This is a genomic window from Roseobacter sp. HKCCA0434, assembly GCF_032464675.1.
Taxonomy (GTDB): domain Bacteria; phylum Pseudomonadota; class Alphaproteobacteria; order Rhodobacterales; family Rhodobacteraceae; genus Pontivivens.
Window position 1 is genome coordinate 1 of record NZ_JAWDKL010000025.1, and the last position, 12,488, is coordinate 12,488.

Annotated in this window: 14 protein-coding genes; 7 read left to right on the forward strand and 7 right to left on the reverse strand. The window is 70.1% G+C overall.

Annotated features, from left to right (window positions below):
* Positions 1 to 164: 164 nt before the first annotated feature.
* The 4 genes from RX333_RS14040 to RX333_RS14055 all read right to left on the reverse strand — a co-directional run bounded on the left by RX333_RS14040 (position 165) and on the right by RX333_RS14055 (position 4,246).
* Positions 165 to 1,799, reverse strand: coding sequence for an acyl-CoA synthetase (locus tag RX333_RS14040; protein WP_316015581.1), 1,635 nt, complete (start codon positions 1,797 to 1,799; stop codon positions 165 to 167).
* 629 nt (positions 1,800 to 2,428) lie between these two features.
* Positions 2,429 to 3,235 (reverse strand): penicillin-binding transpeptidase domain-containing protein, encoded by an 807-nt coding sequence (locus RX333_RS14045; RefSeq protein WP_316015582.1) that lies wholly within the window; start codon positions 3,233 to 3,235, stop codon positions 2,429 to 2,431.
* Positions 3,232 to 3,849, reverse strand: a complete 618-nt coding sequence (locus tag RX333_RS14050; RefSeq protein ID WP_316015583.1) for a glutathione S-transferase family protein — start codon at positions 3,847 to 3,849, stop codon at positions 3,232 to 3,234. The genes RX333_RS14045 and RX333_RS14050 overlap by 4 nt, the downstream gene beginning before the upstream one ends.
* Before the next feature lie 16 nt (positions 3,850 to 3,865).
* A complete protein-coding gene (locus RX333_RS14055; protein WP_316015584.1) occupies positions 3,866 to 4,246 on the reverse strand; it encodes a hypothetical protein in 381 nt (126 codons plus the stop codon).
* A 94-nt stretch (positions 4,247 to 4,340) separates the two neighbouring features.
* On the opposite strand from RX333_RS14055, the gene moaA reads away from it, so the two are divergent.
* Both moaA and RX333_RS14065 read left to right on the forward strand, forming a co-directional pair.
* On the forward strand, positions 4,341 to 5,357 hold the full coding sequence (gene moaA / locus RX333_RS14060; RefSeq protein ID WP_316015585.1) for a GTP 3',8-cyclase MoaA: 1,017 nt from the start codon (positions 4,341 to 4,343) through the stop codon (positions 5,355 to 5,357).
* A complete protein-coding gene (locus RX333_RS14065; RefSeq protein ID WP_316015586.1) occupies positions 5,354 to 6,292 on the forward strand; it encodes a phosphotransferase in 939 nt (312 codons plus the stop codon). The genes moaA and RX333_RS14065 overlap by 4 nt, the downstream gene beginning before the upstream one ends.
* On the opposite strand, the gene RX333_RS14070 is transcribed toward RX333_RS14065, so the two are convergent.
* Together RX333_RS14070 and RX333_RS14075 are read right to left on the reverse strand one after the other, a co-directional pair.
* Positions 6,266 to 7,189 carry an alpha/beta hydrolase gene (locus RX333_RS14070; protein WP_316015587.1) on the reverse strand — a complete coding sequence of 308 codons (924 nt, stop codon included), beginning with the start codon at positions 7,187 to 7,189 and terminating at the stop codon, positions 6,266 to 6,268. The genes RX333_RS14065 and RX333_RS14070 overlap by 27 nt on opposite strands.
* A 15-nt stretch (positions 7,190 to 7,204) precedes the next feature.
* Positions 7,205 to 7,960, reverse strand: a complete 756-nt coding sequence (locus RX333_RS14075) for a GNAT family N-acetyltransferase (protein ID WP_316015588.1) — start codon at positions 7,958 to 7,960, stop codon at positions 7,205 to 7,207.
* 78 nt (positions 7,961 to 8,038) lie between these two features.
* Here RX333_RS14075 and msrB point away from each other — a divergent pair, with 78 nt between their 5' ends.
* Entirely contained in the window at positions 8,039 to 8,434 is a 396-nt protein-coding gene (gene msrB / locus RX333_RS14080; protein ID WP_410056086.1) for a peptide-methionine (R)-S-oxide reductase MsrB, read from the forward strand.
* Between the two features lie 477 nt (positions 8,435 to 8,911).
* Here the strand turns inward: msrB and RX333_RS14085 are convergent, their stop codons facing one another.
* Complete coding sequence (locus RX333_RS14085; protein ID WP_316015590.1) at positions 8,912 to 9,361, reverse strand: outer membrane protein assembly factor BamE; 450 nt, start codon at positions 9,359 to 9,361, stop codon at positions 8,912 to 8,914.
* 94 nt (positions 9,362 to 9,455) lie between these two features.
* Here RX333_RS14085 and RX333_RS14090 point away from each other — a divergent pair, with 94 nt between their 5' ends.
* The 4 genes from RX333_RS14090 (at position 9,456) to RX333_RS14105 (ending at position 12,474) form a co-directional block, all read left to right on the forward strand.
* Complete coding sequence (locus tag RX333_RS14090; RefSeq protein WP_316015591.1) at positions 9,456 to 10,001, forward strand: YceD family protein; 546 nt, start codon at positions 9,456 to 9,458, stop codon at positions 9,999 to 10,001.
* Between the two features lie 190 nt (positions 10,002 to 10,191).
* Positions 10,192 to 10,398, forward strand: a complete 207-nt coding sequence (gene rpmF, locus RX333_RS14095; RefSeq protein WP_316015592.1) for a 50S ribosomal protein L32 — start codon at positions 10,192 to 10,194, stop codon at positions 10,396 to 10,398.
* A 58-nt stretch (positions 10,399 to 10,456) separates the two neighbouring features.
* Complete coding sequence (plsX, locus tag RX333_RS14100; RefSeq protein ID WP_316015593.1) at positions 10,457 to 11,509, forward strand: phosphate acyltransferase PlsX; 1,053 nt, start codon at positions 10,457 to 10,459, stop codon at positions 11,507 to 11,509.
* Positions 11,506 to 12,474 (forward strand): beta-ketoacyl-ACP synthase III, encoded by a 969-nt coding sequence (locus RX333_RS14105; protein WP_316015594.1) that lies wholly within the window; start codon positions 11,506 to 11,508, stop codon positions 12,472 to 12,474. The genes plsX and RX333_RS14105 overlap by 4 nt, the downstream gene beginning before the upstream one ends.
* Positions 12,475 to 12,488 lie beyond the last annotated feature (14 nt).

Consider the following 12,488-nt stretch of genomic DNA (forward strand, 5'->3'; position numbering starts at 1 on the left):
TTCAGCATGCCGCCGCCGAGCACCACCACGGCGTCGGCCTGCACCGGCCGTCCGACGGGGGCCAGCCGCCCGATCAGCGCCAGCACGCAGCAAAGCGCAAGGTAGCCGAGGGCGAGCCACAGCAGGCCTAGCATCGGCCCTGCCCCGCCGAGCCGCGCCGGGCCTCAGCCCTCCTCATGCGCCCGGTCGCGCAGCTCGCGCCGCAGGATCTTGCCCGTCGCGGTCATCGGCAGCGCATCGACGAAGATCACGCGACGCGGGGCGACGTGGGGGCTGATGCGGGCGCGGACGCGGGCGATCAGCTCCGCCTCCTTCTCGGGCGTGCCGGGGCCGCCCTTCAGCACGACATAGGCCTGCACGGCCTCGGTGCGCACCGGGTCGGGCACGCCGATCACGCCGGCCATCGTCACGTCCGCATCGCCGGTCAGGCATTCCTCGATCTCGGTCGGCCCGATCCGGTAGCCGCTGGAGGTGATGACGTCGTCGGTGCGCGAGGCGAAGCGGACGAAGCCGTCCTCGTCCATCGTCGCGACGTCGCCGGTCAGCATCCAGTCGCCGCGGAACTTCTCCGCCGTCTTCTCGGGCGCCTCCCAGTAGCGTAGGAACATTGACGGGTCAGGGCGGCGCACGGCGATCTCGCCTTCCTCGCCCGGCGGCAGCGGCTGGCCGTCCGCCCCGAGGATCGCGACCTCGTGGCCCGGTACGGCGCGGCCCGTGGAGCCGGGGCGCGGCGCGTCCATGCTCGCCATATTGCCCAGCACCAGGTTGCATTCGGTCTGGCCGTAGAACTCGTTGATCGTGGTGCCGAGATGCTCGCGGCCCCAGTCCAGCAGCTCCGCCCCCAGCGCCTCCCCGCCCGAGCCGACGGTGCGCAAGCTGGCTCGCCCGGTGGAGCGGCGCATCAGCTTGAGCGCCGTGGGCGGCAGGAAGCAGTTGCGCACCTTGAGCCGGTCGAGCACCCAGAAGGCGCGGTCGGGGTCGAATTTCGCCATCCGGTGCGCGACCAGCGGCACGCCCAGCGTCAGCGCGGGCAGCATCACGTTGGTCAGCCCCCCCATCCACGCCCAGTCGGCGGGCGTCCACAGCCGGTCGCCCGGTTGCGGCAGCCGCTCGTGATGGGTCATCACGCCCGGCAGGTGGCCCAGCAGCACCCGGTGCGCGTGCAGCGCCCCCTTGGGCGGCCCGGTGGTGCCGGATGTGTAGGAGAGGAACGCCGGATCTTCGGGCGCGGTGTCCGCGGTGGGGCAGGCATCGGCGGCCTTTCCGAGCTCCTGCCAGAACCCGAAGGATCCGGCCTCGCGCTCGTCGATCGAGTAGATGAAGTCGAGATCGGGCAGCTCGTCGCGGATCGAGGCGAGCTTGGCCAGGTTCTCGCGGTCCGTCACCACCACCCGCGCGCCGGAATGGGAGAGCCGGTATTTCAGCCCGTCCTCCCCGAACAGGGTGAAGAGCGGCACGACGATCGCCCCGAGCTTGTAGGCGGCCAGATGGGTCAGCACCGTCTCGGGCGTCTGGGGCAAGAGCACCGCCACCCGGTCGCCGCGCGTGATGCCGCGCGCGGCGAAGGCGTTGGCCAGGCGGGACGAGGCGCGCGAGAGCTGGATGTAGCTGTAGTCGCGCTGTTCCCCGTCGGGCCGCAGATAGGTCAGCGCCAGCCGGTCGGGCGCGGCGCGCGCCCAGCGCTCGCACGCCTCCTCCGCGATGTTGTAGCGAGCGGGTGTGGGCCAGCGGAATTTTTCGCGCAGCTCCGCCCAGCTGTCGGCGGGGGGGAGAAGGTCGGTGTCGGGCAGCGTGCTCATGCCGGCGAAGGTGCGCCCGGCGGCGGGGGGACGCAAGGGGGAAGGTAGGCGTGCCTGTGCCGCCGCTCCGGCCTCCGAGCCGGAGCCTCGCGCCGCAGGAGGTCCCGGATCAGGTCCGGGACGTGTCGGAACTGCATCCGCGCGGAATCGAGCCGTCGGCGCCGCGCATCGGTCGTGCCGGAGGCACGCTTGCAGCGTAACCCGCCCCCTGGCACGGCGATTTGGTCGATCGAGGCGCGATGCGGTGAGGTCGTGCGGACTTGGTGTGCATAAAGTGCCATGCTCGACCGTCGGATCGCCGCACCGCGGCCCGGCGATGCGCTCTGCCATGCCCCGGCCTACGAGCCGGGGCCGCGTTATTCAGCGCGGTTTTGGATCAGGCCCGTGACGGGGCATCGCCGCCTCCGCCGCTCCGGCCGTCGAGCCGGAGCCTCCGAGTACATCGCGTTGGCGGATCAAATAGGCCCTGCGCGGGATCGAGCCGAAGGCGCCGCGCATCGCCGGGCCGCCCCCCGGCACGGCGATTTGGCTGACGGAGGTGCGCTTCGGCAGGGTTTCGCGGACTTGGCGTGCATAAAGTGCCATGCTCGAACAGTAGATCGCCGCCCCGCGGCCCGTCGCTGCACGGCTCACCCCCGCAACCGCTCGACCATCTCCACCGCAAGGCCCCGGCGCAGCTCGTCGATCTCGCGGAACCGCTCGGCCTCGGCGTAGAGCGCGAAGGCCGCGCGGCGCGGGCCGCCGATCCAGCCGACATACCAGCCACCCCAGCCGCCCATGCGGCCCATCCGCCCCGCGCCGGTCTTGCCATGCAGGACCTCGCCGCCGATCTCGCCATCGCGCGAGATCGCGTCGAGCACGGCGTAGCTCTCACCCTCGACTCCGGGCAGGGCGCGGGCCGCGAGCGCCGAGAGGAACGCCACCTGCTCGGCCACGCTGATTTGCAACGTGCCGTCCAGCCAGAACCGGTCGTTGCCGCGCCCCGGATCGGCGTTGCCGTAGCGCCAGTCGGTCAGCCGCGCGGCGTAGCTCTCCGCCGACACCTCGCGCGCGATCTCGCGGTAGTACCAGACCACCGAGTTGCGGAAGGCCGACGCGAGGTCGTGGTCCTGCGCCCAGACCGGCGGCCAGAAGCGCTCTCGCGGATGGGCGCGCGCGTCCCAGGGCCGAACGTGATCCGGGCCGGTCGCCACCCCCTCCTCCAGCGCGATCAGCGTGTTGGGGATCTTGAAGGTCGAGTAGGGCCGCACCCGACCCGCGAGGTCAGAACCTTCGAGCACCGCGATCCGCTCCCCCGCCCCCTCGATATAAAGGAAGGACACCGCCTGCCCGTGCAGGAACCGCGCGTAATCCGCGCGCGGCAGCACCTCGCGGGTCTGCGCACGCAGCGGCAGGGCCAGCGCCGCCAGTCCGCAGAGGACGGCGCGCCGCCTCACACCTGTGGCCGGGTCGCTTCGAAGCAATGGATCTGCATCGCGTCCTCGATCAGCCGGTCGAGCCGGGGCGTGGCACCGGGGTCGATGCCGGGAAAGACGATGCGCGCCATGTCCGCCGCGATCACCGTGGCGATGTCGCCGCCCATCGGGCGGTCGGTGCCGCTCATCCAGCCCTCGACCGGAACGCGCGCCTCCATCGCGCGGATCCCGGCGACGATCTGCGCCTCCAGCCGTTCGATCCAGGCGGGGTAGTGGAATTCCTCCGGACGGCGCACCTTGTCGTAGACCAGCGCCACGATCTTCTCGGAAGTGGAATTGGCATAGGCGATGTCCTGCAGCATGGCGCGGCGCGCGGCCCCGCCTTCGGGCAGCAGGCGCTTTCCTTCCGGTGCCGTCTCCTCCAGCCAGTCGATGATGGCGGAAGTCTCGACCAGCACCTCGCCGTCGTCGAGCACCAGCGCGGGCACACGGCCCAGCGGATTGACCGCCTTGATCTCCTCCCACTCGGGGCCCGCGACGAGAAGTTGCCGCCGCTCGATCTCCCGCCCCTGCTGGGTGCACCAGACCGCCACGCGGCGGGCGAAGGGCGACATGTCGCGTCCGTAGAGAATCATCGAGCGTTCCTTTTCGTCAGAGAGCGGCGGCGTCGTAGTACACATCCACGATCACCAGCCGCGCCTGGGTGATGCCGAGCGCGCGCGCCGCGTCGAAGCTGATCCGGTCGAGCCCGTCCGCGCCCAGCGGCCGCAGTTCCAGCGCCACCGTGCGCCCGGTCTCCTGATCCGTGACCCAGCCGGGCAGCGCGCGGTCAATGCCTTCGATGGCGAGCCACAGGCCCTGCGGCTCCACCGCCACCTCGGCCAGCGACGTGCCGACCAGCCGTGCGGTGATCGGCGAGGGGCCGGTGACGGTCGCCGCGGGCGCGCGCCCTTCGACCGGGCCGACGATATCGGGCGGCAGGCCGCAGGCGGCGAGGGCCAGAAGGGCGGCCAGAACTATCGGGCGCAGCATGTGTCGGTCCCCCGCGACGGCGTGACGTTTCAGGACGATCTAGCGGCCTCGCGCCGCCTTGCAACGCCGCAGATGCGACCCTACTCTCCGCCTCATGGACCATGCCGCACCCCTGATCGACCCGTTCGCCCGCGCCATCACCTATTTGCGCGTCAGCGTCACCGACCGCTGCGATTTCCGCTGCACCTATTGCATGTCGGAGAACATGACCTTCCTGCCCAAGGCGGAGCTCTTGAGCCTCGAAGAGCTCGACCGCCTCTGCTCCGCCTTCGTCGACCTGGGCGTGCGCAAGCTGCGCGTGACGGGGGGCGAGCCGCTGGTGCGCCGCGGGATCATGGGGTTCTTCGAGAGCATGTCGCGCCACCTCGCCTCGGGCGCGCTGGAGGAGCTGACGCTCACCACGAACGGCTCCCAGCTGCGCCGCTTCGCGCAGCCGCTGGCCGACGCCGGGGTGAAACGGGTCAATGTCTCGCTCGACACGCTGGACGAGAAGCGCTTTGCCGAGGTTACGCGCTGGGGCCGCTTCGCGCAGGTGATGGACGGGCTCGACGCCGCGCAGGAGGCAGGGCTGAAGGTCAAGATCAACGCCGTCGCGCTGAAGGGCGTGAACGACGACGAGGCGCTGAAGATGGTCGACTGGTGCCACGCGCGCGGCATGGACCTGACCTTCATCGAGGTCATGCCGATGGGCGACGATATCGACCGGCTGGACCAGTACTGGTCGCTCGACGACGTGCGCGCGCATCTGGCCAGCGCCTACACGCTGACCGACATCCCGCTCAACACCGGCGGGCCTGCCCGCTATGTCCGCGTGGGCGAAACCGGGGGCCGCGTCGGCTTCATCACGCCGCTCAGCCACAATTTCTGCGAGAGCTGCAACCGCGTGCGGCTGACCTGCACGGGGCAGCTCTACATGTGTCTTGGCCAGGACGACGATGCCGACCTGCGCCGCGTCCTGCGCGCCGATCCCTCGGACGAAGGCCTGCACGCGGCGATCCGCAACGCGATCGCACGCAAGCCCAAGGGCCACGATTTCGACTATTCCCGCCAGTCCCTGACCGGATCGGTCGCGGGCGAGATGCGCCGCCATATGAGCCACACGGGCGGATGATCCTACGCCCGCGCGCGCAGGCGCTTGCCCGGCTGGAGGAGGCCTGGCCCGAGGGCGCGCCGTTCGGGTCCGCGCAGGTGCTGCGCCACAATGCGGGCAAGACGGTGCTGGCGCTCGACAGCGCGAAGGGACCGGTGGTCGCGACCTGTTTCAATCGGGCCCAGACCGATCAGCAGCCCGAGGGCATCGCGCAGGCGCACGAGACCCTGGCCCGCCTGATCGGGGCGGAGGCGATCCCGCGGCTCGTCGCCTTCCTGCCGCGTGCCGCGATCACGGTGGTCGAGCAGGTGCCGGGCACGCCGCTGTCGGACATCATCCGCGACGAACCCGACCGCGCCCCGGCCGAGATCGCCCGCGCCGCCGAGTGGCTGTCGCGGCTCCACCGCTCGGTGCCGCGCGACCGCATGGCGGTGAGCGCCGCGGCGCTGACGCAATCCGCCCTGACCGCCGGGACCGAAGCGCCGCTGGTGACGGAAATGGAAGCGCTGATCGACGCCATCGGCACCATCAAGCAGCCGCGCGTGAAATTCCACAACGACTACAAGCCCGACAACGTCATCGTCACGCCCGAGCGGATCGTCGGCATCGACTTTCGCAACACCCGCTTCCGCGCGCCGCAGATCGACGTCGGCCACTTCCTGACGCGCGCCGCGATCTATCACCTGTCGCGGCACGAGCCGGGCGCGGTCACGCGCATCGGTCTGCCGCGCGCGCTCACCGATGCGTTCGATGCGGGCTATGGCTGGCCGATCTCGCGCGATCCGTTTCTGGAACTGCGGGTGCTGACCGAGGCGGTGCTGGCGCGGAAGAAACTCCTGCGCCGCCCCATCACCCGCCGCGTCGCGCTCGCCCGCCCAGGCGGCCACGGGCGCGGGCTGACCCGACTGATCGCCCTGATGCTGGAGAGCCTAGAGAAGCCCGCGCAGGAAGGCTGACTGCCGCGCGTGGAACTCCGCCGCGATGGCGAGGTCGAACGCATCGAAGACGTGGATGCCGCCGGGATAGACTGCAAGCTCCGCCGCATTTCCCGCCCCCGCCCAGCGCGCCGCCATCATCAGGCTGTCATCGAGCAGCGGGTCGAGCGTGCCGACCTGGAACAGCGCGGGCGGCAGGCCGGACAGGTCCGCGTGCAGCGGCGAGGCCGTGCGCCGCGCCTGCGCATCCATCCCCAGATTGCCCACGAACCATTCGATCGTCGGCGTCGACAGCACCAGTTGCCGCGCGCCCCAATGCGCCGCCGAGGGCGTGAGGTCCAGATCGAAGATCCCGTAATTCAGCACGCAGCCCGCCAGCGCGTCGCGAAACTCCATCGCCATCAGCGCCGACAGGTGTCCGCCCGCGCTCTCGCCGCCCACGAAGACCGGACCATCGCCGAACGGCTGCGCCTCGATCAGATGGCTCAGCGCCGCATGGCAGTCGTCGCGGCATGCGGGCCAGGGGTGCTCGGGCGCCAGCCGGTACTCGACGCTGGCCACCGTCAGCCCGGTCGCCTGTGCCAGCGCCAGGTTGATCCGGTCGTAATGCCAGGGTCGCCCCAGCGTCCAGCCGCCGCCATGGATGTGCAGGTACACGCCACGCCCCTGCCCCGGCGCCACGCGCAGCCGCCCGCCGTCGAATTCGTGCCAGTGGCAGCCCTCGTCCGGGCCCGCCAGCGGAAACACGCCGCGCCCCTCGTCGCGCGCGGCGCGCGTCACCTCGGGCGGTACGGCATGGGCAGGCGGCAGGTCCGCGACCTCCGCCTCGAACCGGGCGACGAAATCGCGGGTCTCCTCGTCGATCGCCGCCTCCCGGAACCAGGCCGGGTCGATCCTCACCCCTTCGGATTGGCTCAAATACTCATTCCCCGCTCAGACCGCGCTTGCCCGCAGTAATTTCTGGCGCATCGGCGGGATGCCCTTGATCTCGAGCCCGGTGAAGACGTGCAGCGTGTCGAGATCGTCGTCCACGACCGCATGATCTGAGACCCAGCCGCCCATCATCAAATAGGTCCGCAAAAGCGGCGGCATCGCGCGCTGGGCGGCCTTCAGGTCGGGCTTGTCGCGACGGCGACCGAAGCGGAAGACGCGCGGCGCCTTGATCCGGGGCAGCCAGCGCTTGGGCGCCAGGTGCCGTTCGCGCAGCAGGTCGAGCGCGGCCAGATGCGCCTCGGCATCCGCGCCGTGGAAGGAGGAGCAGCCGAACAGCATCTCAACCCCGTGCGCGTCCACGTAGCGGACCATCGCGCCCCAGGCGATGCGCAGGATGTCCGGGTCGCGCCGCGCGGGGTCGATGCAGAACCGTCCCATCTCGACCATCGGGCCGGGATAGTCGCGCAGCGCGTCGAGCCCGTAGAACTGCGCCGAATAGCTCGACGCGATCTCCGCCCCGCTGGCGAAGGCCATCAGGCGGTAGCAGCAGACCAGCTCGCCGCCCTGCGCGTCCTCGACGAGGACATGGATCGAGCGGGCGTCGAAATCGTCGGCGTCCAGTCCCGCCCCCTCTCCCCGGAAGGCACGGGCGCGCAGACGCTGGGCCGCTGCGATATCCTCCGCCTCCGTCGCGAAGCGGACCCGGTAGCGCCCCTTCGAGAAGGAGCGCGCGAAACGTGCGGCGAAGGCGGCCATGACTTCCTCCCGGACGAAGGCACCCTATATCTGCATGAGATGGCGATGGAAAACCGCAAGGCAAGCAAAAGGATGACCATGCAAGAAAAGTTCACGAAAACCGACGCGGAATGGAAGGCGGAACTTGACCCGCTGGAATACAAGGTCCTGCGCAAGAAGGGGACCGAGCGCGCGGGCACCCATGACGATTTCCCCAAGGCGCCGGGCGTGTTCCACTGTCGCGGCTGCGGACAGGCGCTGTTCACGCAGGAGGCCAAGTTCGAGAGCGGCACCGGCTGGCCCAGCTTCTACGAGCCGATCGAGCCGGGCGCGGTGGAGGAGCATGACGACCGCAGCTTCTTCATGCGCCGCACGGAAGTCGTCTGCTCGAACTGCGACGGTCATCTGGGCCATGTCTTCCCCGACGGACCGCAGCCGACGGGCCTGCGCTATTGCATGAACGGCGTGGCGCTGACCTTCGAGGAGCGGGAGTAGCGGGCGTTCCCGTCCCGGACGTGATCCGCGACCACCCCGAACAGCGCGGCCCCGGCTCGGGGGCCGTGGCGTGAGCCGCGCATCGGCTGGCCGCGATGGGGCGATCCAACGTTGGAGCATGGCACTTTATGGCCGCCGAGTCCGCAAAACCTCCCAACGCCGCGCCTCCAACAGCCAAATCGCTGTGCCGGGTGGCAAGTCACGCCGGAGGCGTTCCTTCGGCACGACCGATGTGCAGCGGGCTTCGCCCTTGATCCCGCACCCACAAACAGGCGCCGGGTCGTGAGCCGCGCATCGGCGGGCCGCGGTGCGGCGATCCGACGTTGGATCGAGGCACTTTACGCCAGCCAAGTACGCACGAACTATCCGCCTCGCGCCTCCATTAGCCATATCGCCGTGCCGGGGGGCGGCCCGGCGATGCGCGGCGGCCTGCGGCCTTGATTCCGCGCGGCCTCGGCTCGTGGCCAGATAGCCCCCTTACTCGCCCAGCAGGTTGCCCGGATTGAACACGTTGCCCAGCACCTGGTCGATGATCGACAGCTCGTTTCCGAAGGTTTCGGTCGTGCGGGTGACGAGGCGGATCGGGCGGCCGTCCTCCAGCCCGTAGACCGACACGTCGCGCACGACCTCGGCCTCGTCGAACTGGATGGCGACGACGCGGCGGTCGATTACCTCCGGCGCGCTGTAGAGATAGGCGGAAGTCGAGGTCGAAACGTAGTACCACGCCTGATCGGTCAGCACGCCCGCATCGGACGGACGGCCGAGCGCCGCGCCGACGCTCGCCTTGGTGTCCTGCCCCACGGTGATGCGGTCGAGCTCCACATCCGGCGGCGCGTAGCCGTGGCTCGACAGGCGCGGGGCGCAGGCGCCGACGCTCATTACCGTGCCGAGGGCGGCGATCAGGGCGAGACCGGTGGGGCGGATCATGCGTCGTGGCTCCCTTCGGGGGGCGAATGCGGTTGCAAACACTGGTATCGCGCACATCTTGCCATGACAAGGCGAGACGACGAGGAGACACCCCATGCCGACCACCAACACCACCCGGATCGAGTTCTCGCGCCCCCTGATGACCCAGCGCCTGATGCGCGACGGGCGCCATCCCTTCGAGGAGAGCGCCACCGATGCCGAGCGGGCGGAACTGGCCGTGCTCTTCGACGCGACCGAGGTGCGGGCCTTCACCCTGACGGGCGAGGTGCGCCCCGACGGGGACGGGTTGACGCTCGACGCGCGGCTGCGCGCGGAGGTGGTCCAGCCCTGCGTGGTCAGCCTGCGGCCCGTGACCACCACGCTCGACGAGCCGGTGAAGCGCCATTACGACCCCGCACTCGACCCCGAGGCGGTCGATCTCGACATCGAGGCGGAGGAGGAGGTCGAACCGCTGCCGCGCACGCTCGACCTCGGCCTCGTGGCGATCGAGGCGGCGGCGCTGGCCCTGCCCGCCTATCCGCGCCACCCCGACGCGGGCGACGGCGACAGGATCGCCGATGACGGTGCGCAGGATGCGGAGCGGGAAAAGCCCTTCGCCGCGCTTGCGGCGCTCAAGGAGAAGCTCGCCGACAAGGGGTGAATGGCGGCGGGACGGCCGCCGGAGCCGACCCGCATATTTGCCCTTGCACGCCCGCGCGGAATGCGTATTTTGCCGCTCTCAATCACCCAGAGGGTCCGATCTTGAGTCGCGCGGTTCGCCGCAACGCTTCGGGCCGCGAGAGACAACAGGGCCGCCGCGGGCGTCCCGCGAACCGAACCGAGGTCGAGATATGGCAGTCCCCAAGAGCAAGGTGACCCGCTCCAAGCGCGGCATGCGCCGGTCCCACGATTCGCTGAACCCGGCGAACCCGAACGAGTGCTCCAACTGCGGCGAACTGCGCCGCCCGCACCACGTCTGCCCGTCCTGCGGCCACTATGCCGACCGTGAGGTCGTCGCCCTGGCCGACGAAATCGATCTGGACGAAGACGCAGCGTAAGTTTAGCTGGTAGGCCCACGGAGGGCGGCGAGACGCCCCCGAGAAAGGCGAACCAGGCATGGCCCGTGACATCGTGATCTCCATTGATGCCATGGGCGGCGATGCCGGCCCTGCCGCCGTGATCGGCGGCATGGTCAAGTCGGCCCGCAAGAACGAGGAGATCCGCTACATCGTCCACGGCGACGAGGCGGAGCTTCGCCCCCTCATCGAAAAGCAGTCCGAACTCGACGGCATCGTCGAGATCCGCCATTGCGACGACGTGATCGCGATGACGGAGAAACCCTCGCGCGCCATGCGGGCGGGCAAGGGCAGCTCGATGTGGGGCACGCTGGAGACGGTGGAGAAGGGCGACGCGACCGTCGCCGTCTCCTGCGGCAATACCGGCGCGCTGATGGCCATTTCCATGCTGCGCCTGCGCCGCGCCCCGGGCGTCGATCGCCCCGCCATCGCGGTGCTGTGGCCCTCGAAATCCGAGGCCGGCCACACGATCGTCCTCGATGTCGGCGCCGATATCCGGGCCGAGGCGCGCGACCTCCTGCAATATGCGGTGATGGGCGCGGAATATGCCCGCCTGGGGCTGGAGCTTCCCCTGCCTCGCGTCGGCCTCCTGAATGTCGGCACCGAGGAGCACAAGGGCCGCGCCGCCCTGCACGAGGCGGCGACCCTGCTCAGCGACTTCGCCGACCAGCCGGGAGCGGAGATCGACTATGTCGGCTTCGTCGAGGGCAACGATATCGGTTCGGGCAAGGTGGACGTGATCGTCACCGACGGCTTCACCGGCAATGTCGCGCTGAAGACGGCGGAGGGCACCGCCACCCTGATCCGCGGCTTCCTGCGCGAGGCGATGGAGCATTCGGTGTTCTCGAAGCTCGGCGCGCTCTTCGCGCTGACCTCGCTGAAACGCCTGCAAAAGCGTCTGGACCCGCGCCGCGTGAACGGCGGCGTGTTCCTGGGCCTCAATGGCGCGGTCGTGAAATCGCATGGCGGCGCGGATGCGACCGGCGTATCGGCGGCGATCAAGCTGGCCTTCCGCCTCGCCCGCAACGGCTTCACCGAGAAGTTGGCGACCCGCGTCGCCACCGCCGCCAAGCCCGAGGATGCGCCGGAATGAGGCGCTCGATCCCCGTCGGCTGCGGCCACTACCTGCCCGAGCGCGTGGTTCCGAACACCTATTTCGAGCGTTTCCTCGACACCTCCGACGAATGGATCCGTGCTCGCACCGGCATCGAGCGGCGACATTTCGCCGCCGAAGGGCAGAAAACCTCGGACATGGCGATCCCGGCGGCCGAGGCGGCGCTGCGCGACGCGGGTCTGACGGGGGCGGATATCGACGCCATCGTGCTCGCCACCGCCACGCCCGACCAGACCTTCCCCTCCACCGCCACGCGGGTCCAGCACGCGATCGGCGCACGCGGCTTCGCCTTCGACATGCAGGCGGTCTGCGCGGGCTTCATCTACGCGCTCGCCAATGCGGACGCGCTGATCCGCGCGGGATCGGCAAACCGCGTCATGGTGATCGGGGCCGAGACCTTCTCCCGCATCCTCGATTGGGAGGACCGCACGACCTGCGTGCTCTTCGGCGACGGCGCGGGGGCGCTGATCCTCGAAGGCCGCGACGGCACGGGCGAGGCGTCGGACGCGGGGATCCTCTCGACCGACCTGCACAGCGACGGGCGCTTCAACGATCTGCTCTATGTCGATGGCGGCGTGTCGGGCACCGGCACGGTCGGCGTGTTGAAGATGCAGGGCCGCGAGGTGTTCAAGCACGCGGTCACCAAGCTCTCCGCCGCGGGCCACGCGGCGATGGAGCGGGCGGGCGTGACTTCGGACGAGGTCAGCCTCGTGGTGCCGCACCAGGCGAACCTGCGCATCATCAGCGCTGTCGCGGCCAAGATGAACCTGCCGATGGAGCGGATCGTCGTAACCGTCCAGGACCACGGCAACACCTCCGCCGCATCCATCCCGCTCGCCATGTCGGTCGCGCGCGCGGAAGGCCGGATCAAGGCGGACGATCTCATCCTGATGGAAGCGATCGGCGGCGGCCTCGCCTGGGGTGCAGCACTTATGCGCTGGTGAGAGCCCAAGCCCGG

Bases quoted from the DNA above. Each gene is read 5' to 3' on its own strand.
- RX333_RS14040 (WP_316015581.1), bottom strand. From the start codon at position 1,799: ATGAGCACGCTGCCCGACACCGACCTTCTCCCCCCCGCCGACAGCTGG.
- RX333_RS14050 (WP_316015583.1), bottom strand. From the start codon at position 3,849: ATGATTCTCTACGGACGCGACATGTCGCCCTTCGCCCGCCGCGTGGCG.
- RX333_RS14055 (WP_316015584.1), bottom strand. From the start codon at position 4,246: ATGCTGCGCCCGATAGTTCTGGCCGCCCTTCTGGCCCTCGCCGCCTGC.
- moaA (WP_316015585.1), top strand. From the start codon at position 4,341: ATGGACCATGCCGCACCCCTGATCGACCCGTTCGCCCGCGCCATCACC.
- RX333_RS14065 (WP_316015586.1), top strand. From the start codon at position 5,354: ATGATCCTACGCCCGCGCGCGCAGGCGCTTGCCCGGCTGGAGGAGGCC.
- RX333_RS14075 (WP_316015588.1), bottom strand. From the start codon at position 7,960: ATGGCCGCCTTCGCCGCACGTTTCGCGCGCTCCTTCTCGAAGGGGCGC.
- msrB (WP_410056086.1), top strand. From the start codon at position 8,039: ATGCAAGAAAAGTTCACGAAAACCGACGCGGAATGGAAGGCGGAACTT.
- RX333_RS14085 (WP_316015590.1), bottom strand. From the start codon at position 9,361: ATGATCCGCCCCACCGGTCTCGCCCTGATCGCCGCCCTCGGCACGGTA.
- RX333_RS14090 (WP_316015591.1), top strand. From the start codon at position 9,456: ATGCCGACCACCAACACCACCCGGATCGAGTTCTCGCGCCCCCTGATG.
- rpmF (WP_316015592.1), top strand. From the start codon at position 10,192: ATGGCAGTCCCCAAGAGCAAGGTGACCCGCTCCAAGCGCGGCATGCGC.
- plsX (WP_316015593.1), top strand. From the start codon at position 10,457: ATGGCCCGTGACATCGTGATCTCCATTGATGCCATGGGCGGCGATGCC.
- RX333_RS14105 (WP_316015594.1), top strand. From the start codon at position 11,506: ATGAGGCGCTCGATCCCCGTCGGCTGCGGCCACTACCTGCCCGAGCGC.